Genomic DNA, 18,775 nt, shown 5'->3' on the forward strand with positions numbered 1-18,775 from the left:
CGCGTGACGAGCTGGATCGCCGGCGTGGACGTCGGCGGCGGCGGCATCCGGGTGCAGGTCCGGACCGACGACGTGGGCCTCAAGGCGCGAGATCGCGGGCCGGTGCCCCGCATCGCCGGAGCCATCGACACGAGTCGCCTCTGCGGACGGATCGGTGAGTTGATCAACAGCGTCGTGGAGTCCGGCGCACGACCCGCCTTCGAACGGATCGCTGTGGGCCTGACCGGCATGCCCGGCCTGGTGAGGCCGGCTGAGCTCGCCGATCAGCTGCGCCTTCACGTCAAGACGAGTTCCGTGGTCGTCGCCAGTGACTCCGTCACGACCCATCTCGGTGCCCTCGGCGGTGAGGCCGGGTGCGTCGTCTCAGCCGGCACCGGTGCGATCGCGCTTGGCACGGATCACCGGTCGACGTGGAACCGCGCCGACGGATGGGGCTACCTGCTGGGCGACGAGGGCGGAGGAGGCTGGATCGGCACCCAGGGCATCCGCGCCGCCCTGCGCTTCCACGATCGGCGCGACGGCGGCTCGGAGGCGCTGCTCCGCAAGGTCGAGCACCAGTTCGGCGGGGTGTCCGCAGCGCTCGCCGCGATCTACAACTCGCCTTCGCCGATCCATTCGGCGGCGACGTTGGCGCCGCTCGTCGCCGATGCAGCACACGAGGACGATCCGGTTGCCCGCGCGATCTGGGTCGAGGCCGGCCGGCTGCTCGCCGAATCGGCATTCGCGGCTGCCCGGGGCCTGCCTCAGACGTACTCCTGGGGCGGGCGGCTGTTCGACGCCGGCGAGCTCCTGCTCGGGCCGTTCCGTGACGAGGTGCTCAAGCGATCGCCGGATGCGGAGATCCGGCCGCCGCAGGGCCAGGCTGCAGACGGGGCGTTGTTGCTGGCCGCCCGGGGGATCCCCGCCGGTGCCATCGCGGAGCCGTACGTCCACGAGTTCGCCTGAGCTCAGGGCCGCTCCGGGTCCTGACCGTGGTGCTTGCTGTCCTGGTCATCGATCACCTCGTGAGCGATGTCGGTGAGCTTGATGTTCTCCTGCTGGGATCTGCGCCGTAGGTACTCGAAGGCCTGCTCGGCTCCGATGCCGTACCGGCCCATGAGGATGCCCTGGGCCTGGCCAATGAAGGTGCGTGCGTCGATCGCGAGCGTCAGGCCCTCCTCGGTGAAGGCTGTGGAGAGGGCGATCGAGGCATGGCGGGCGAAGTTCTTGGCGATCGCGACGTCCTGGGGTCCGAACGCGTCGGTGGGTTCTGCATAGAGGTTGAGGGCGCCGAGGTTCCGGTTCTTGGACTCGAGCCTGATGCTGAGCGCACTGCTGATGCCGAGCTCGGCCGCCGCGGGTCCCCAAGCCGGCCATCGGTCGTCGTGTCGGGCATCGGTGCAGATGTAGACGGGCTCGCTGCGGATCGCATCGAGGCAGGGCCCCTCGTCGAGGCTGACCTGGAGCTGATGGAGCTCGGCCACTCGCGCGGATGTGGCGGCGGGGGTCGACCAGATGTTCACGGCGCGGGAGTAGAGGATGCCGCACTCGTCCGCCGCCGTGGTGAGGCAGGCGTACTCGGCGATGAGCTCGGCCGTCGATGACATCGTGAGCTCGGCGTCGAGCTCGAGCGCTATCCGTGACAGGAAGTCGGCTTCGTCCATCCGCTGCTCATTCTGCTCGTGGCCGGCACGTCGACCTCATCGATGTGGCCCTAGGATCCCACGAACCCAGGATCGCTCGCGTCCGGGTCATTTCGGGCGTAGTCTGAAGAGGTCCCGACCACTGGCCGGGGCGCAGCGCACGTCGAAAAAACGGCGACCGATACCGGTGCCGCGCAGGCATTCCACCCCTCAGGCGGAACGCTGATGTTGTCAGACCCCATCCTCCCCATCGAGCCGAACTCCGTCCTCGCTCATGCATGGGTCCTGAGCGTCTTCCGAGTGGAGGATCACAAGGCCCAGCAGCGGGTCTTGGAGGCCCTGCGCCGCCTCAGGCGTGGCGACCTGACCGCAGTGGGGACGCAGCGGGACGGCGAGACCTTCGTCATCATCGACTGGAACTCTGCGTCGGACGAGACCCAAGCCAAGCAGGTCGTGATGGCTGCTGATCGGCACGCCGCGATCACGTTCACGAGCAAGCACGGAGCGGTGTCCCTGTGAGAACTTCGGCAAGGCAATCCCATGAGGTCTGAGGACGAGTGGGAGATGTTGTCGGAGACCGTCCGTGCGATGGGTGCCGCCTCCGGCCTGACGCACACCCTGGAGTCGGCGGTCAGCGGGGCGTTGGAGATCGTCCCCCATGCCGAGCACGCGGGACTGTCACTCGTCTACGGCCGGACCCGTATCGAGACTCCCGCGGCCACGGGCGACGTCGCCCGTCGCGGCGACGAGCTGCAGTACGAGCTGGGCGAAGGTCCGTGCCTGCAGTCCATCCACGAGCAGGAGACGGTGTGGAGTGGTGACCTGACGGTCGAGCGCCGGTGGCCGCGCTGGTCACGTCGGGCCAGTGACGAGCTCGGCGTCAGGAGCATGTTGTGCTTCCAGCTCTTCGTCTCGCACGACGTCCTCGGCGCCCTGAACCTCTATTCGAGCCGGCCCAACGCGTTCGAGTCGGAGGATCGCACGACCGGGCTCGCCCTTGCGGCTCACATCGCGGTGGCTCTCAGCTCGGCGCAGGACGCCGAGGGTCAGGCCAGCGCCCTGCTGGGTGCGTCCACGATCGGCCAGGCCCAGGGGATCCTCATGCAGCGGTATGAGCTCGTCCCGTCCCAGGCCTTCCTGGTGCTTGCCCGCGCGGCACAACGAGACGACAGCACGCTCCTCGAGGTCGCCGAAAGGCTGATCGAGGCGACGGTGCGCCCTCCCGTCGGGACCTGATCGTGCCCGGCATTGCTCGCCTGTGACACGCTGACCGAACGGTCGGCCGTCATGAGGCGTCGTTGACCGGAGGGCTGAGGAGGATCCATGTCGGCGGTCGATCTGACGGGTACGCGGCGCGGCAAGCGCGCGGCCGACGCCGCGGGCCAGATCGCGCTCATCGTGGGGCTGTGGCTGCTCTATCTGCTGTGCCGGCACCTGTTCGAGGGGTCCGAGCAGGTCGCGAGGGCGCACGCCGACGACGTCTGGTCGCTGGAACGCACCCTGAGGCTGCCCAGTGAGGCGACGCTGCAGGGCTGGGTGCTCCACTCCGACGCCGCGATCCAGGTCATCAACGGGATCTATCGTTACGTCCACTTCCCGGCGATGTTCGTCACCCTCGCCCTCCTGTACGTCCGGCGGCGCGACGTCTATCGCTGGTTCCGCAACGTGCTCGTGCTGACGACGGGTCTGGCGCTGGTGGGGCACATCGCCTATCCGCTCTCACCTCCGCGGCTCGAACCCGGCTTCGGCATGGTCGACACGGGGCTGGAGTTCGGCCAGAGCACGTACGCCGGGAAGCCGGGCACGGGATTCACCAACCAGCTGGCCGCGATGCCGTCGATGCACGTGGCCTGGGCCGCTCTCATCGCGTTCACGACGATCCTGTGCCTGCGCACCCCGTGGCGCTGGCTCGCGCGCTGTATGCCGTGATGATCCTGCTGGTGGTCGTGGTGACCGGCAACCACTACTGGCTCGACGGGATCGTCGGAGTGATGCTCCTCGCGATCGCGCTGCTCGTGTTTCGGCCGCCGCGCTCCGCGGACGTACGCACCTAGAGGCCCAGCAGGATCTCGAGCAGGCTCTTCTTGCGAGGCGTCGGGGACGGCGACGGTGTCGGCTGGGTCGTCGGAGGCGGCGACGTGGTCGTTGAGGTCGGCTTGGGCTTGACCACTGGCTTGGGTGCCTGCGTGGCGGGGCCCGTCGCGTCCGACGAGGGCGTCGTGGCGTCAGGGCTCGGCGTGGCCTTGGGCGTCGGCTTTGGCTTGGAGGTGGCCGCCGGGTCGCGGGCGACGACCGGGGCATCGTTGCCGGCCTGCGGCACCGAGGCGATGCGGTCGGCGGCTGCTGTGTCGCTGCGGGTGAACGTCAGCACTGTCGCGGTCGCGATCGTGGTGACGACGGCGGCCATGGCGACCTTGTGGGTCTTGCTCGTCCGCATGGGAGTGCTCCTCGCGGGGATACGGGCGTACGGCGGAAGGGGTGCGTAGGCGGCATCGGCGACGCACGAGACAGCCTATCGGTCGACCTCCTCCTGGGCCGAATCGTCTGCAACCTGAGACTCCTGGAGCGCCAAGGCCGTGCACACGTCGAGGTGTGCCGCGCCGAACGCGAGGAGAGCGAGTCGGGGTCGAGCCATGAGGTGCCTCCGCACATAGATTCCATGGAATGTATGTGTTAGCGTAGCAACATGATTCCAAGGAAGTTACTTACACGGAATGCGTGTGGTGCGGCATGACCGATCTTGACACGGTCTTCACCGACCTCGTCCGCTATCAGATCGGGCTGTGGAACGCGGTCGATGCGAGGCTCCGCGCCGATCACGGCCTGCAGCTGAGCCACTTCGAGCCGCTGCAGATCATCGCCCATCGGGAGGGCTGCCGGGTCTTCGACATCGCCGAGGACATGGTCATCTCCGTCGGCGGCACCAGCAAGCTCGTCGACCGGCTCGAGGCTGCTGGCCACGTACGCCGCAAGGCCAACCCGGGCGACCGCAGGTCCTCGATCATCGAGCTCACCCCGGGCGGCCGGCGCCTGCTGGACAGGGCCACCGCGACGTACGAGGACGAGCTCCGTGTGCGGCTGGGCTCGTTGATCCCGGCGACCGAGCTCGACCGGCTGGCATCGATCCTCGCGACCTTGCGCGCCGCCACCGTGAAGGTCGACGACGATGACTGACACGATGCGCGCGGTCGTGCTGGACGCGCCCGGCTCGCCCGAAGCCCTCGAAATCCGCGACCTGCCGGTGCCGACCCCCGAGCCCGGATGGGTGCTGATCCGGATCAAGGCGTTCGGCCTGAACCGCTCCGAGCTGCACACTCGCCTGGGCCTGGCCGAAGGGGTCACCTTCCCGCGCGTGCTCGGCATCGAGGCGACCGGTGTCGTGGCCGCCTGCCCCGGCGGCGAGTTCGTGCCGGGACAACAGGTCGTGACGATGATGGGCGGCATGGGCCGCCAGTTCGACGGCGGCTACGCGGAGTACACCTGCGTACCGGCCGACCAGGTGATCCCGTTCAACAGCGAGCTCGACTGGGCCACGCTGGGCGCGGTGCCCGAGATGCTCCAGACGGCACATGGGTCGCTGACTGTCGGCCTCGACGGGCAGGCCGGGCACAGCATCCTGATCCGTGGCGGTACCTCGTCGGTGGGAATGGCGACCGCGATCCTGGCCAAGCAGCGCGGGATGACGGTGTTCTCGACGACGCGCGACCCCGCTCGCGCCGCCTCGTTGACCGGGATTGGCGTCGATCACGTGATCATCGACGACGGCGACGTGGCCACGCAGGTGCGCGCCATCGCGTCCTCAGGGGTCGACACCGCGCTGGAGCTGGTCGGCACGCCCACGCTGCCCGACACGCTTCGCAGCGTCCGCGTGCACGGCGTCGTGTGCTTCACCGGAATGCTGTCGAACGAGTGGCTCGTCCGCGACTTCTACCCGATCGGCTACCTCCCTCAAGGCGTACGCCTGACGGCGTATGGCGGCGAGGCCGGTGACCTGCCCGCGGCGGTGCTGCAGGACTACCTCGACGCTGCGGCCGCTGGCGACGTCGTGGTCCCGCTCGACCGGGCGTACGCCTTCGACGAGATCGTCGAGGCGCACCGAGCGCTCGAGCACGGTCACGGCAGCGGCAAGCTCGTCGTCACGGTCTGACCGGGGAGCGGGGAGCTCGGCCGGTCGGGTAGTTTCGCGCCATGACGGACTCTGCACCCGGCAACCCGGTGATCCTCGTGGTCGCCGCCACCCCTGAGCACCAGGCGATCCTGAGCGACGAGTTCGCCAGCCGCTACGCCCGCGACTACGACCTGCATGTCGTGCAGGGCGGAGCCGACGCGTACGCGCTCAAGGGCTACCTGATGTCCGAAGGCCGGCAGGTCGCGCTGGTCGCGGTCGACCACTCCCTCGAGGGGGGCGCGCTGCCGCTGCTCGACAAGCTCCGCGTCGCGTCGCCGACGAGCCGGCGCGTGGCGCTCGTGCCGGCGGCGAGGTTCGCCGCGGCCCTCGAAGAGCTCCGCCCGGCCCTGGGGCAGGGCCGACTCGACACCTACCTGATCATTCCCCAAGGCGCCCGCGACGAGGAGTTCCACACCGCGATCTCGGAGTACCTCTCGGACTGGAGCTGGTCCGCGACGACGCCGGTCGTCGCCGGCGTGCAGATCGTGGACGACGGCACTCAGCCCTCGATCCCGGCAATCCGTGACTTCTTCGACCGCATGGGTTCGGCCTACGAGCGCTTCCACCCCGACAGCGACGAGGGGCGTGAGCTGATCGCCTCGATAGACGGTGATGCGACCCTGCCGATCGTCAAGGCGTACGGGCGAGATCCCGTGACCGCCGCGACCGAGCGGTCCGTCGCGGCCGCGTTCTACGGCACGCCGGCCAACCTCGGCGACGACTTCGTGGCCGACCTGTTGATCGTCGGCGGCGGGCCTGCGGGCCTGGCGGCGGCGGTCTACGGTGCGTCGGAGGGACTCAGCACGGTCGTCCTGGAGTCCGATGCGATCGGCGGTCAGGCCGGCACGAGCTCGATGATCCGCAACTACCTCGGCTTTCCCCGCGGCGTCTCCGGCATGCGCCTGGCCCTCCGGGCGCGCGTGCAGGCGACCCGCTTCGGTGCGCGGCTCTACACCGGGCGCGCGGTCACCGGCCTGCGCGTCGGCGACGTCCACGAGGTCGACTTCGACGGCGGCACGCTGCGTGCTCGTACGGTGCTGGTGGCGTGCGGCGTCACGTACCGCCGCCTCGGGGTGCCCACACTCGAGGAGCTCGAGGGTCGCGGCGTGCACTACGGCGCAGCGACGAGCGTCGCTCGCGACATGCAGGGTCGCGACGTCTACATCGTCGGAGGTGGCAACTCCGCAGGTCAGGCCGCGCTGCACCTCGCCCGGTTCGCCAACAGCGTCACCATCGTGGTCCGCCGTCGGAGCCTCGAGGAGACGATGTCGACGTACCTCATCGACGAGATCGCGACGCACAAGCGCATCTCGCTGCGCACCGGCGCCCACGTCGTCGACGGTGGCGGTGAGGGCCGGCTGGAGTGGATCTGCCTCGAGACCTCGGACGGCGTGATCGACCGGATGCCCGCGGACGGGCTGTTCCTGCTGCTGGGTGCCGATCCCGGCTGCAGCTGGCTGCCGCCCGAGGTCGCCCAGGACGAGCGCGGCTTCGTCCTCACCGGCCGCGAGATCCCGATGGACCGCTGGGTCAACGGCCGGCCACCGGCACCGCTGGAGACGACGGCCCCGGGCATCTTCGCAGCCGGCGACGTCAGGTCCGGCTCGATGAAGCGCGTGGCGTCCGCGAGTGGCGAAGGCGCGGCATCGGTGTCACAGGTGCACGGGCACCTCGCGCCGACCGCACCGGTGAGCTGAGTCAGTCGGACGTACGGGACGGGCGCCAGCTCGTCGCAAGCATCCCGGCGGCGCCGAGGATGCCGGCTGCCGCGGCGCCCAGCCCGAGCGCGACACCGTCGAGGTCGAGGTCCAGGGCATGGTCGAGCGAAGCCTGGCCACCGCCGAGCACGGCCAGGGCGGTCAGCGCGAACGCGATCGTCATGACGTACTCATAGCCCTCACCTTCGCGGAAGATGAAGAACCCGTTGCGCCGGTGCACCGTCACGAACGCGACCGTCATGATGCCGACGCCCGCCGCGGCGGCGAACGGCACGAGGAAGCCGACGAGCAGGGCGGCGCCTGCGGCGAGCTCGAGGTAGGAGCTGACGGCGGCGTGCACCTTGGCCGGCCGCAGCCCGATGCTCTCGAACCAGCTGGCGGTGCCCTTGAGGCCGCCGGGGCCGAAGCCGTGGTTCCACCCGTGCGCGATCAACGTGACGCCGAGAGCGAGCCTGAGGATCAGGGACGCGGTGTCGAGCTCGTTCATCAGACTCCTTGGGTATGTGCGACGGACAGCCTACGTGCGGCGGACCCATCGGGTCAGCAGGCCGCCATCGGCCTCGATGGCGTGGCCGAGAGTCATGGCGTGGTGCACGAGGTGATGGCCGTGCGCGATCCGTGGCGCGTCGCCGGCCGCGAGGATCGGCGCGATCGTCAGGCACAGCTCGTCGACGAGGTCGAGCTCGACCAGTCGGCCGTGCAGGCTGGGACCGCCTTCGCACAGCACACGGTTCCAGCCTCTGGCGGCGAACTCGGTGAGCGCAGCGGTCCAGTCGATCTCGCCGTGACCGGCCTGGATGACCTCGACGGTCTCGCGCAGCGCCGCCACTGCGTCGGGGTCCGCGTCGGCGGTCGTGACGACCGCGATGCCGGGCCGGACGAGGGCGGGAGGGATGCCGAGGCTGCGGCTCACCAGCACCATCGTGGGGACGGGAGACAGGCCGAGCCGTGCACGCAGATCCGTGTCGACGTCGAAGTCGGCGTAGGCCTCGTCGCGCGCGGTGCCGGCGCCGACCACGATGACGTCGGCGAGCGAGCGGAGCAGCGCGAAGACCTGCGTGTCGGCCTCGCCGCCGAGCGGGCCGGACGTGCCGTCCTGCCCCGTCGCGGCGCCGTCGAGGGTCGTCACGAAGTTCGTACGTATCCACGGGCGGTCGGCGGCCGGATAGGCGTAGAGGCGTTCGAGCTCGTCGGCGTCGAGGGTCATGCCTGAACCCTAAACGCCCCACAGACGCTCGTCGCGTGTGCTGTCATGAGTCATGAGCCCGGTGCCTGCCGCCATCGCCAAGGAGATCGCCGGCCTGCGCAAGGCCGTACGCGCGACAGTGCCGGCCAGGACCGGCGCGAACCTGCTGATCGGCAGCTGGAACCTGCGGGCGTTCGGCGACCTGACGGAGAAGTGGAACGCGGGCCCCAAGGACTCGCCCAAGCGCGACTGGCGGTCCGTAGCGCTGATCGCCGAGATCGTCGCGCACTTCGACGTCTTCGCGGTGCAGGAGGTGCGGCGCAACACGACGGCGCTGCGGTTCCTGATGGAGCGACTGGGTCCGTCGTGGCGATTCATCACGTCCGACGTCACGGAGGGCGACGCCGGCAACGGCGAGCGGCTGACGTTCCTCTACGACTCCGCACGCGTGCAGCCGTCGGGACTGGTCGGCGAGATCGTGCTGCCCGACGCGGTCGACAGGCCCGCCACGCAGTTCGCCCGGTCGCCGTACGCCGCGAGCTTCACGTCCCGCGGGGTCGAGTTCATCCTCACGACGGTGCACATCATCTGGGGCAAGAACGCCGCTGCTCGTGTGCCGGAGCTGTCGGCGTTCGCGCAGTGGATGCGGGCGTGGGCCGACCGTACGGACGACTGGAACCAGAACCTGTTCGTGCTCGGCGACTTCAACATCGACCGGCTCGACGACCCGCTCTACCAGGCGTTCATCTCGACGGGCCTGTTCACACCCGGCGACCTCAGCGCCGTGCCGCGAACGATCTTCGACGACGACAAGTCCAAGCACTTCTACGACCAGATCGCGTGGTTCTGGGACACCGACAGCCCCGTGCTCGCCGACATCCTCACGGGGCTGAGCTACGCCAGCGCCGGCTCGGTCGACTTCGTCCCGCACGTGTTCGCCGGGTCGACCAAGAACGAGCTGTCGTGGCGCATCTCCGACCACTTCCCGCTGTGGGTCGAGTTCCACCTCGACTGAGTCGTCATAGGCTGGGGACATGGAAGCCGTGAATGTCCTGCAGCCGCCGTCGGGCGACGGTTGTGCCGAGTGCCTTGCCGCCGGCGGGTGGTGGGTGCACCTGCGCCGTTGCGCCGCGTGCGGCCACGTCGGCTGCTGCGACACCTCGCCGATGCAGCACGGCACCAAGCACTTCCAGGAGACCGGACACCCGGTCATGCAGTCGTACGAGCCGGGCGAGGACTGGTTCTGGGACTTCCGCACCGAAGAGGCGCTCGACGGTCCGGAGCTCGCGCCGCCGCATCACCACCCCGTCGATCAGCCCGTGCCGGGCCCGGCGGGTGCCGTCCCGGTCGACTGGCGGTCGCAGCTCAACTAGTCCGTCGGCTCGGTCTCCGGCTCGGGCTCAGGAGCACCGCCCGGCCCCGGGTCACCGCCGGGCAGCACCTCGGGGAACGCCGGATCCGGCAGATCGGGCTGCTTGCTGGGCTCGTCCTCGCCGGGACCGGCCGGGTCGTGGGCGGGTTCGGGTGGGGCAACGCTCATGCTTCCTCCTCGGGACGCGTGGACAGGGCGTACCCGCGACAGGTGCGCTCAATCGCTGGCACGATGAACCTGCTGACGTACGAAGGGAGCAGCCATGACCACCGAGGCCCTGCCGCCGGCGATCGCCGATTTCTTCGATGCGACGAACGCCGCCGATCGCGCGCGGTTCCTCGCCGCGTTCGCCGATGACGCCGTGCTCGACGACTGGGGCCATGTGTATGCCGGCAGGGACGCGATTGCGGGCTGGAACGAGACCGACAACATGGGCGTCTCGAGTCACCTCGACGTGCTCGGGTTCGAGCAGCAGGGCGGAGCGTACGTCGTGTCGATCCAGGTCACGGGTGATGGCTACAACGGTGGCGGGTCGATGACCTTCTCACTGGACGGTGACCTGATCTCCCGCGTCGTCATCGCGGGCTGAGTCACTCAGGGCCGCGCAGGCCGCCGTCGCGGGCGTCACGGGTGAGCCGCAGGCTCCGCTCCTCGCTGTCGAGCACGGACTCGAGGCGCAGGTAGATCGCGCCGTCGATCTGCTGCTCGTCGCGCAGCGTGGTGAGGGCGTCGCGCTGAGCGCCGATCAGGTCGAGCCGCAGGTCGGTCTCGAAGTCGAGGAAGTCTCTCACCGTGGCGGCGCGCCCCGCGTCGTCGGGAGCCGGGACCGTCGCACGCTGCTTCTCGAGGGAGTGGCGGATGTTGTCGATCACCTTCTGCTGGTGCGGCGTCTCCGCCGAGGATTCGCTGAGGCGGTCCAGCGAGACGGCGATCAGCGCGTGGCGGGCGAGGTCGTGCTCGCGCGCAGCCGCGTCGTCGGGATCGTAGCGGGCCCAGCGGATGACGCGGGGCAGCGTCATGCCCTGGACGACGAGCGTCAGCAGGACCGTCCCGCCGGTCACGAAGATGATGAAGTCGCGCTCGAGGAACGGTTGACCCGCGTCGGTCGTCAGTGGCACGGCAAGTGCGGCGGCGAGCGAGATGCCGCCACGTACGCCGGCCCACATCGTCGGTACGCGGCGCCGGTTGTCGACGCGACGGGCGCGTTGCGACGGCCGCCGGTCGATCGTACGGATCAGGATCGTGGAGGTGTAGGACCAGATGACCCGGCTCAGGACGACCGCGAGCGTCGCGACTGCGACTGCCAGGATGCCGTCGCGCAGGGTGTGGGACTCGAGCGCCTCGGTGGCCCTCGGCAGCTCGATGCCGACGAGCACGAAGAGCGCGGCGTTGAGCAGGTAGGACGTGAGACCCCAGAACGAGTAGGTCCGCAACCGGCTCTCGGCCGAGATGAGCCGCGGGGCGTAGCGCGCCACCGTGAGGCCGCAGACCACGACCGCCAGGACGCCCGACACGTGGAGCTCCTCCGCCGGCAGGAACGCCACGAACGGGGTCGCGACGCTCAGCACCGTACCCAGCATGGGGTCGTGGAGGTAGCGGCGCACGAGAATCACGATCCCCGCCACGGCGACGCCGATCGCGATGCCGCCGGCGTACGAGAGCACGAGGTCGAGCCAGATGCTGCCCCAGTGCACCCGCTCACCGCCGACGGCGACATCAACCGCCGCCGCGACCAGCACCAGCGCAGTCCCGTCGTTGATGAGGCTCTCCGCACGCAGCATCGTCATGAAGCGACGGGGCAGCATGTAGGCGATCGCTGCCACCGCTGCGGCGTCGGTCGGGGCCAGCACCGCGCCGATGATGAAGGCAGTCGGCCAGTCGGTGTCGTTGAACTCGTGCAGCGCCCACGCGACGACCGGGGTCGTGAACAGCACGAGCCCCACGGCGAGCAGCACGATGACCCGCAGGTTGGCCCGCACCTCGCGCAACGACGTCGTGAGCGCCTCCCAGTAGAGCAGGGCGGGCAGGACGATCGTGAGGATCAGCTCGGGCGCGAGCTCGACGTCCTTGATGTGCGGGACAAGGCCGATCGCGAGGCCGCCGAGCAGCAGGATCGGCGGCTCGACGAGGCCGAAGCGGCGGCACAGCGCGCCGAGGACCAGGATCGCGACCAGGACCACGACGAGGGGCTCGAGCACGGGCACCATCGTTCCAGATCGGTCAGACCGCTGCGCCGGAAAGTAGGCCGTCGCGGCGGGTCCACGCCCACCGCAGGGCGATGACGGAGAATGCCAGGGTGATGAGGTTGATCGCGGCCTCCATCACTCCGCCGGCGCCTTGGGCGTAGATGCCGTTCTCCAGGTCGTACAGGACGTCCATGCCGAACAGGTACATGCCGGCCGAGCCGGCGGCGATGAGCCACAGCAGCGCCGTGGGGGAGCGGCGGCCCAGCGCCACGAGCGCGAGGACGCACGTCAGGCCGAGCCAGGCATCCGCGAGTGGGAAGGCGTTCTCGAACTCGACGTAGGCCTGCGAGGTGTCGCTCTCGATCCACGAGCGATGGGTGAACCAGATCGTCCAGTACGCCACGTCGATCACGATCGCGACGACGAGCATGATCCGGATCCCGCGAACAGTCATGCCGGTCAGCGTAGACGCGGGATTGATTGAATGGACGGCATGTTTCCCGAAGGTCTCACGACCCGTCCCCTGACGATGTCCGACGCCGCAGCCACCACGGAGCTCATCCAGGTCGGCGAACGACATTTCGTCGGGGAGACGTTCATCGACCAGGCGGACATCGTGGGGATGTGGACGACCCAGGGCATCGACCTCGGTGTCGACTCGATCGGCGTCTTCGAGGGCGACGTCCTGATCGCCGGAGCGTTGGTCGACGACCGTCACCACCTGCTCGTCGACGTGCTGCCGTCGCACCACGGCATGGGGCTCGGCACGGCGCTGGCCGACTGGGTCGAGCACCGGGCGCGGGCGCGGGGTCTGGCGTACGGCGAGCAGGAGGCCGCCGTCGCCGACGAGGATGCCACCGCATTGCTGACTCGCCGCGGCTACGCGTCGACGGACCGCGACTGGGTCCTGCGGATGGACCCCGGCATCGAGCTCGTCCATCACGACCTGCCGCCGGACGTCACGATCGGCCGGTTCGACGAGACGGACGCACGCGCGGTGCACACGGTCATCGAGGACGCGTTCGGGGAGTGGGATGGGCGCATCCGGCGCTCGTACGACGACTGGCGGGTCCTGATGCTGGATCGCGAGGGTGCTGATCCGGAGCACTTCCGGGTCGCGAAGGCCGGTGGTGAGGTCGTGGGCGCTGCGATCGTGCACGACAGCGGCGGGACGACATGGATCCCGCAGCTCGCGACCCGAGCCGATCGTCGCGGAGAGGGCATCGCGCAGGAACTGCTGGCGCAAGCGTTCCAGGCCGGTCGCGAACGGGGCTGTGCCGTCGGCGAGCTGTCGACCTCTGGACGCACCGGCGCGCTGGGTCTCTACGAACGTCTGGGGATGCGCGTGGTCGCGGAGTTCCAGACCTGGCACCTGGACCTCTGACATGCAGCGACCGGCGCCCTCCGAGGAGGACGCCGGTCACTGTGCTGCCTTAGCCCTGACGGGCCTTGAGGCGCGGGTTGTTCTTGTTGATGACGAACGTGCGGCCGCGGCGGCGGACGACCTGCGAGCCGGGCTGGTCCTTGAGGGACCTGAGCGAGTTGCGGACCTTCATGTCTGATCCTTTCGTGGCGTGAGCATCACGCATACTTGACAACGATTGTCAGGTAGCGGCTATTCCCACGATCCCGAGCGGCCCTGCTTGATCGAGCTGCGGCGCTTCTTGGCGTCGAGCCGACGCTCCTTGGAGGCCCGGCTCGGGCGGGTGGCCCGGCGTGGCTTGGGCGGCACGATCGCCTGGGACACGAGGTCCTCCAGACGTACGCGTGCGGCCTCGCGGTTGCGATGCTGCGAGCGATATTGCGACGACACCACCGTGATCGTCCCGCCGACCAGCCGGTTGCTCAGCCGCTGGGCGGCGAGCTCCTTCTGGGCGGGGGAGAGCGCGGTGGTGTCGGTGAGCGACCAGATCAGCTCGACGCGGGTGTCGGTCGTGTTGACGTGCTGGCCGCCGGCGCCCGAGGAGCGAGAGAACCGCCAGGTCATCTCGCTCTCGGGCAGGGACAGGCGTCCGTTATGACTCATCGTCCGCAAGTATGCGGTACATGGCCTTCCGGGCGTCGTCGACCACGGCCTGGGCCTTTTCGCGCTGCTCGGGCGTGCCGGCCTGCGCGACCTGCTTCCAGGCGTTGATGAATCCCTTGAGTCCGTGCGCGAAGTCGCGCAGGTCGTGGGCGGGATCGCCCTTGGCGTCCTCCCACGGCGTGCCGAGCTGCTCACGGTTGTCCTCGACGTACGAGGTGCCTTCGTCCGTCAGCGTCGCGGTCTTGCGGCCCTCGACGCGCTCGAACGTGATGAGCCCTTCGTCCTCGAGCTGCTGGAGCACGGGGTAGATCGAGCCGGGGCTGGGGGTCCAGCTGCCGTTCGACCGTTCACCGATCTCCTGGATCAGCTGGTAGCCGTGCTTTGGCTGCTCGCTGAGGAGCAGGAGGGCTGCGGCGCGGACGTCGCCGCCCCGTCCGCCACGGCGGCGACCACGGGGGCGGCCGGGGCCGCCGAAGCCGGGGCCGAAGCCGAACTCACGGCCGAAGCCGGGTCCGAAGTCACGACCGAAGTCGCGCTCGGGGTGATTCCTGCCGCGGCGGCGATCTGCCGGGCGGCGCTGTTCTGAGAAGTCATTGCTTCGCATGGGGGTGTCCCACTTTCTCTTGCTTTCGATCGACCACCGATCGGTTGTCGATACCTAAACGATATATCGCTAACGGATCGAATGCAAGTGGGCTTCGCCGGAACGCGAAGACGCCCGGCCTCCGACGGGAGACCGGGCGTGCCCTGCGGCGAGGATCAGCCGCCGGCGACGTAGTTGTTGAGCTGGTCGCGCTCGAACTCGAGCTGCTCCATGCGGTACTTGACTGCGTCGCCGATGCTGACGACACCGACGATGACGTCGTCGGCGATGACCGGGATGTGCCGCACGCGGTGCTCGGTCATGGTCGACATCAGGTCGCCGAACGAGTCATCGGGCCCGCACAGCTGGACGTCGGTCGTCATGATGTCCGAGACCGTCATGTCGCGTGCGTTCTCGGCGGCGCGGAGCTTGCGCACGATGTCTCGCTCGGACACGATGCCCAACATCGCCTTGCCGTCGTCACTCACGATCAGCGCGCCGACGTTGAGCTCGGCGAGCACGTCCAGCAGGTGCTGGACCGTGGAGTCGGGGGTGATGGTGTAGACGGCATCGCTTCCCTTGGAAGCCAGGACATCGCTCACGCGCATACGGGACACACTCCTCAGGTCGTTCCTCGCAGCGTAGCCCCGGTTCGCTCCGGAAGGCGAGATTCTTTCGCAGCGGTCAGGGCGAATCCTCGACGTGCTCGCGGGTGAAGTCGAAACTGCGTACGTTGTCGGGCTCCGGTTCGGGCTCGTCGGTCCACGACTCGTCGGGCGGGCCCTGGTCGGGGAAGTGCCCGAGGTAGGCCATCGCCGCGTCGTGGAGCCGGCCGTTGGTCGCGAGCGCGTTGTCGCCCCACGGCCCGGGCTGGCCTGCGAGGCTCGTGAACCTGCCACCGGCCTCCCGGACGACGATGTCGAGTGCGGCCATGTCCCACACCTTGAGCTCGGGCTCGGCGGCGATGTCGACGGCCCCCTCGGCGAGCAGCATGTAGGACCAGAAGTCGCCATAGGCCCGGGTGCGCCAGCAGCGCCGGAGCATCGCGGCGAACGCGTCGCCCTTGCCGATCGCGTCCCAACCACCCAGCGAGGCGTACGAGAGCGAGGCGCTGTCGAGGTCGGAGACCTGCGAGACGCGGATCTCGCGGGAGGACATGAGCGACTTGCCGGTATAGGCGCCGGTGCCCTTGCTGGCCCACCAGCGGCGACCGAGTGCTGGTGCGGACACGCAGCCGGCGATGATCTCGCCGTCCTCCTCGAGTGCGATCAGCGTCGCCCAGACCGGCACGCCGCGGACGAAGTTGGAGGTGCCGTCGATCGGGTCGATGATCCAGCGGCGGCCACCGGCACCGGCCGTGCCCTCGACCTCGCCGTGCTCCTCGCCCAGCACGATGTCGCGGGTGCGGGCGGACTTCAAGGTGCGCCGGATGGCGGCTTCGACGGCCTCGTCGGACTCGGTCACGTATGTCATGTCCGGCTTGGTGTCGACCTGGAGATCGATCGCGCCGAAGCGGTCCATCGAGAGGTTGTCGGCGTTGTCGGCGAGCACGTGAGCGAGGCGCAGATCGTCGTTGTACGAGTGAGCCATGGCCCTCAGAGTACGGCTTTCACACCGCAAATCCCTCTGCGGCACTCCCTCAGTAGTCGTCCTTCTGGTTCATGCTGGCAAGGATGCGGCGGAAGGACTCGACGCGCTCCGGTGCCAGCGTCCCGTCGGCCACCGCGAGGTCGAGGGCGCACTCGGGCTCGGTCGCCGAGTGCAGGCAGCCCCGCGGGCAGTCGCGCGTGACGTCCTGGAGGTCGGGGAACGCCTTGATGAGGTCGTCGATCTCGACGTGGGCGAGGCCGAAGGATCGGATGCCGGGCGTGTCGATGATCCAGCCGCCGAACGGCAGCTCGAGGCTGATCGCGGAGGTCGAGGTGTGGCGTCCCCGGCCGGTCACCGCGTTGACGTAGCTGACCGACCGGTTGGCGTCGGGCACCAACGCGTTCACCAGCGTCGACTTGCCGACGCCGCTGTGCCCGACGAGCACGCTGACCCGGTCACGGAGCGCCTCGCGGATGTCGTCGAGGTCGCCGTCGCGACGCGTGACCACGACGCGTACGCCCAACGGCTCGAACATCGCGACGATCTCGTCGGGGGAGCCGAGGTCGGACTTGGTGAGGCACACCAGGGGCTCCATGCCGGCGTCGAACGCAGCGACGAGGCAGCGGTCGATCAGGCCGGCGCGGGGCGGGGGATCGGCGAGCGCGGCGACGATGACGAGCTGGTCGGCATTGGCGACGATGATGCGCTCGATCGGGTCGTCGTCGTCCGCCGTGCGGCGCAGGACGGTGCGGCGCGGGGTGACCTCGACGATGCGGGCGAGCGAGCCGTCGGCGCCGCTGACGTCTCCCACGACGCGGACCTGATCGCCGACGACGACGCCCTTGCGGCCGAGGTTGCGCGACTTCATCGCCGTCACGGTCCTGCCGTCATCGTCGAGAGTGACGGTGTAGCGGCCGCGGTCGATCGTCACGACCCGGGCGGTGTCGGCGTCGTCGTAGTTCGGGCGGATCTTGGTGCGCGGCTTGGTGTGCCGGCGCGGCCGCTCGAACTGCGCGTGCTCGTCGTCGTCCCTCATGTCATCAGGCGTTCCCAGACCGGGGCGAAGTTGGGGTACGTCTTGATGGTCGTCACGACGTTCTCGACGAAGAGGTCCGGCGTGCGCAGGCCGAGGACGACGCCGGCGTGCGCCATGCGGTGGTCGTCGTACGTCCGGAACGTCTCGCCGTGCAGGGGGCGGGGCCGGATGAGCAGACCGTCGTCGAGCTCCTCGGCGTCGCCGCCGAGGCGGTTGATCTCGGTCACGAGCGCCTTGAGCCGGTCGGTCTCGTGCCCGCGCAGGTGCGCGACGCCGACGAGCGTCGACGGTTGCTCGGCGAGCGCTGCGATGGCGGCGATGACCGGCGTCAGCTCGCCGACGTCGTGCAGGTCGAGCTCGACGCCGTTGAGGACGGGTCCGGCAGAGAACACGAGGTCGGCGCCGTCCTGCTCGACGGTGCCGCCGAACGCCGGGACGATCGTGCGCCACGCGTCGCCGGCCTGGTCGGTGTCGGCGGGCCAGTTGCGGATGCGGACCCGGCCGCCGGTGACGAGGGCGGCGCCGATGAAGACGCCGGCGTTGGAAAGGTCGGGCTCGATCTCGACGTCGAGCGCGCTGATCGGGCCCGGGTGGACGTGCCAGCGGTTGGGCTCGTCGGTGTCGACGCGTACGCCGCGGCGGCGCAGCTCGGCGACGGTCATGTCGATGTGCGGCATCGACGGCAGGGACGCGCCGGTGTGCCGGAGCTCGAGGCCCTTGTCGAACCGGGCACCGGCCAGCAGCAGCGCCGAGACGAACTGGCTCGACGACGAGGCGTCGACCTCGAGCGCACCACCGGTGACGTAGCCGGTGCCGTGCACCGTGAACGGCAGGGCGCCGCGGCCCTCGTCGTCGACCTGGACGCCGAGGTCGCGCAGAGTCGCGATCGTCGTGGCCATCGGGCGTACGCGGGCGTGCTCGTCGCCGTCGAACGTCACGGGGGCGGAGCCCAGCGCGGCGATGACCGGGACGAAGCGCATGACGGTGCCGGCCAGGCCGCAGTCGATGGCGGACGGGTCCGTGCGGTCCCACGCCGAGGGGGTGATGGTCCAGGTGATGCCGTCGCGCTCGATCGTCGCGCCGAGCGTCGTCAGGGCGCCGAGCATCAGCGTCGTGTCGCGCGAACCCAGCGGGCGGGTCAGCACCGAGGGGCCGTCCGCCAGCGCGGCGAGGATCAGGACGCGGTTGGTCAGTGACTTCGAGCCGGGGACCAGCACCTCACCGTCGAAGGGCGTGTCGCGGTAGGGCGCGAGCCAGGGCAGCGGGGCAGTCATCGCCCCCAGCCTAT

General features: G+C 69.6%; 24 protein-coding genes and 1 pseudogene. 11 read left to right on the forward strand and 14 right to left on the reverse strand.

All coding sequences use genetic code 11. The features are described from left to right. The first annotated feature begins 3 nt into the window (after positions 1-3). The gene (locus tag ESP70_RS09960; protein WP_149689117.1) at positions 4-945 is read left to right on the forward strand and encodes a BadF/BadG/BcrA/BcrD ATPase family protein; all 942 of its coding nucleotides are present in this window, start codon (positions 4-6) and stop codon (positions 943-945) included. Positions 946-947: 2 nt separating this feature from the next. Here the strand turns inward: ESP70_RS09960 and ESP70_RS09965 are convergent, their stop codons facing one another. After that, positions 948-1,643, reverse strand: coding sequence for a GAF and ANTAR domain-containing protein (locus ESP70_RS09965; protein ID WP_149689118.1), 696 nt, complete (start codon positions 1,641-1,643; stop codon positions 948-950). A 279-nt stretch (positions 1,644-1,922) separates the two neighbouring features. Between ESP70_RS09965 and ESP70_RS09970 the strand changes: the two genes are divergently transcribed. The 3 genes and pseudogenes from ESP70_RS09970 (at position 1,923) to ESP70_RS09980 (ending at position 3,676) form a co-directional block, all read left to right on the forward strand. Beyond that, complete coding sequence (locus ESP70_RS09970; protein WP_149689119.1) at positions 1,923-2,141, forward strand: hypothetical protein; 219 nt, start codon at positions 1,923-1,925, stop codon at positions 2,139-2,141. Positions 2,142-2,162: 21 nt separating this feature from the next. After that, positions 2,163-2,858 carry a GAF and ANTAR domain-containing protein gene (locus tag ESP70_RS09975; protein WP_149689120.1) on the forward strand — a complete coding sequence of 232 codons (696 nt, stop codon included), beginning with the start codon at positions 2,163-2,165 and terminating at the stop codon, positions 2,856-2,858. 87 nt (positions 2,859-2,945) lie between these two features. Next, positions 2,946-3,676 (forward strand): annotated as a pseudogene (locus tag ESP70_RS09980) (phosphatase PAP2 family protein). Here ESP70_RS09980 and ESP70_RS09985 read toward each other — a convergent pair. Continuing rightward, positions 3,673-4,059, reverse strand: coding sequence for a hypothetical protein (locus tag ESP70_RS09985; protein ID WP_149689122.1), 387 nt, complete (start codon positions 4,057-4,059; stop codon positions 3,673-3,675). The pseudogene ESP70_RS09980 and the gene ESP70_RS09985 sit on opposite strands and share 4 nt — an antisense overlap. A gap of 293 nt (positions 4,060-4,352) precedes the next feature. On the opposite strand from ESP70_RS09985, the gene ESP70_RS09990 reads away from it, so the two are divergent. Genes ESP70_RS09990 through ESP70_RS10000 form a run of 3 tightly spaced genes read left to right on the forward strand, consistent with a single transcriptional unit; the run spans position 4,353 to position 7,487 of the window. Continuing rightward, positions 4,353-4,796, forward strand: coding sequence for a MarR family winged helix-turn-helix transcriptional regulator (locus ESP70_RS09990; protein ID WP_149689123.1), 444 nt, complete (start codon positions 4,353-4,355; stop codon positions 4,794-4,796). Further along, positions 4,789-5,769, forward strand: coding sequence for a zinc-binding alcohol dehydrogenase family protein (locus tag ESP70_RS09995; RefSeq protein ID WP_223148686.1), 981 nt, complete (start codon positions 4,789-4,791; stop codon positions 5,767-5,769). The genes ESP70_RS09990 and ESP70_RS09995 overlap by 8 nt, the downstream gene beginning before the upstream one ends. A 41-nt stretch (positions 5,770-5,810) precedes the next feature. Continuing rightward, a complete protein-coding gene (locus ESP70_RS10000) occupies positions 5,811-7,487 on the forward strand; it encodes an NAD(P)/FAD-dependent oxidoreductase (RefSeq protein WP_149689124.1) in 1,677 nt (558 codons plus the stop codon). 1 nt (position 7,488) lies between these two features. On the opposite strand, the gene ESP70_RS10005 is transcribed toward ESP70_RS10000, so the two are convergent. Together ESP70_RS10005 and ESP70_RS10010 are read right to left on the reverse strand one after the other, a co-directional pair. Continuing rightward, the gene (locus ESP70_RS10005; RefSeq protein ID WP_149689125.1) at positions 7,489-7,995 is read right to left on the reverse strand and encodes a DoxX family protein; all 507 of its coding nucleotides are present in this window, start codon (positions 7,993-7,995) and stop codon (positions 7,489-7,491) included. A 30-nt stretch (positions 7,996-8,025) separates the two neighbouring features. Next, complete coding sequence (locus tag ESP70_RS10010) at positions 8,026-8,715, reverse strand: dihydrofolate reductase family protein (RefSeq protein WP_149689126.1); 690 nt, start codon at positions 8,713-8,715, stop codon at positions 8,026-8,028. 52 nt (positions 8,716-8,767) lie between these two features. Here ESP70_RS10010 and ESP70_RS10015 point away from each other — a divergent pair, with 52 nt between their 5' ends. Continuing rightward, positions 8,768-9,709, forward strand: a complete 942-nt coding sequence (locus ESP70_RS10015; protein WP_149689127.1) for an endonuclease/exonuclease/phosphatase family protein — start codon at positions 8,768-8,770, stop codon at positions 9,707-9,709. A gap of 19 nt (positions 9,710-9,728) precedes the next feature. Beyond that, positions 9,729-10,067 (forward strand): UBP-type zinc finger domain-containing protein, encoded by a 339-nt coding sequence (locus ESP70_RS10020; RefSeq protein ID WP_149689128.1) that lies wholly within the window; start codon positions 9,729-9,731, stop codon positions 10,065-10,067. Here the strand turns inward: ESP70_RS10020 and ESP70_RS20095 are convergent. After that, positions 10,064-10,234 (reverse strand): hypothetical protein, encoded by a 171-nt coding sequence (locus ESP70_RS20095; RefSeq protein ID WP_188110572.1) that lies wholly within the window; start codon positions 10,232-10,234, stop codon positions 10,064-10,066. The genes ESP70_RS10020 and ESP70_RS20095 overlap by 4 nt on opposite strands. Before the next feature lie 94 nt (positions 10,235-10,328). Between ESP70_RS20095 and ESP70_RS10025 the strand changes: the two genes are divergently transcribed. Beyond that, positions 10,329-10,655, forward strand: coding sequence for a nuclear transport factor 2 family protein (locus ESP70_RS10025; RefSeq protein ID WP_149689129.1), 327 nt, complete (start codon positions 10,329-10,331; stop codon positions 10,653-10,655). A gap of 1 nt (position 10,656) precedes the next feature. Here ESP70_RS10025 and ESP70_RS10030 read toward each other — a convergent pair whose 3' ends face one another. Beyond that, complete coding sequence (locus ESP70_RS10030; protein WP_188110573.1) at positions 10,657-12,264, reverse strand: Na+/H+ antiporter; 1,608 nt, start codon at positions 12,262-12,264, stop codon at positions 10,657-10,659. A gap of 22 nt (positions 12,265-12,286) precedes the next feature. Beyond that, positions 12,287-12,706 (reverse strand): hypothetical protein, encoded by a 420-nt coding sequence (locus ESP70_RS10035; RefSeq protein WP_149689131.1) that lies wholly within the window; start codon positions 12,704-12,706, stop codon positions 12,287-12,289. Positions 12,707-12,736: 30 nt separating this feature from the next. On the opposite strand from ESP70_RS10035, the gene ESP70_RS10040 reads away from it, so the two are divergent. Further along, entirely contained in the window at positions 12,737-13,636 is a 900-nt protein-coding gene (locus ESP70_RS10040; protein WP_149689132.1) for a GNAT family N-acetyltransferase, read from the forward strand. Positions 13,637-13,685: 49 nt separating this feature from the next. Here ESP70_RS10040 and ykgO read toward each other — a convergent pair whose 3' ends face one another. The 7 genes from ykgO to aroA all read right to left on the reverse strand — a co-directional run bounded on the left by ykgO (position 13,686) and on the right by aroA (position 18,761). Beyond that, a complete protein-coding gene (gene ykgO / locus ESP70_RS10045; RefSeq protein WP_149689133.1) occupies positions 13,686-13,808 on the reverse strand; it encodes a type B 50S ribosomal protein L36 in 123 nt (40 codons plus the stop codon). A 59-nt stretch (positions 13,809-13,867) separates the two neighbouring features. Further along, positions 13,868-14,278 (reverse strand): alternative ribosome rescue aminoacyl-tRNA hydrolase ArfB, encoded by a 411-nt coding sequence (arfB, locus tag ESP70_RS10050; protein WP_056398462.1) that lies wholly within the window; start codon positions 14,276-14,278, stop codon positions 13,868-13,870. After that, on the reverse strand, positions 14,268-14,882 hold the full coding sequence (locus ESP70_RS10055; RefSeq protein WP_149689134.1) for a PadR family transcriptional regulator: 615 nt from the start codon (positions 14,880-14,882) through the stop codon (positions 14,268-14,270). Before ESP70_RS10055 ends, arfB begins: the two co-directional genes overlap by 11 nt. 155 nt (positions 14,883-15,037) lie before the next feature. Further along, a complete protein-coding gene (locus ESP70_RS10060; protein WP_149689135.1) occupies positions 15,038-15,469 on the reverse strand; it encodes a CBS domain-containing protein in 432 nt (143 codons plus the stop codon). A 76-nt stretch (positions 15,470-15,545) separates the two neighbouring features. Continuing rightward, on the reverse strand, positions 15,546-16,451 hold the full coding sequence (locus ESP70_RS10065) for an inositol monophosphatase family protein (RefSeq protein WP_149689136.1): 906 nt from the start codon (positions 16,449-16,451) through the stop codon (positions 15,546-15,548). Between the two features lie 49 nt (positions 16,452-16,500). Further along, positions 16,501-17,487, reverse strand: coding sequence for a ribosome small subunit-dependent GTPase A (gene rsgA, locus ESP70_RS10070; protein WP_149689137.1), 987 nt, complete (start codon positions 17,485-17,487; stop codon positions 16,501-16,503). Next, on the reverse strand, positions 17,484-18,761 hold the full coding sequence (gene aroA, locus ESP70_RS10075) for a 3-phosphoshikimate 1-carboxyvinyltransferase (protein WP_149689138.1): 1,278 nt from the start codon (positions 18,759-18,761) through the stop codon (positions 17,484-17,486). Before aroA ends, rsgA begins: the two co-directional genes overlap by 4 nt. Positions 18,762-18,775: the final 14 nt, after the last annotated feature.

The organism is Aeromicrobium ginsengisoli (assembly GCF_004134905.2).
GTDB lineage: Bacteria > Actinomycetota > Actinomycetes > Propionibacteriales > Nocardioidaceae > Aeromicrobium > Aeromicrobium ginsengisoli.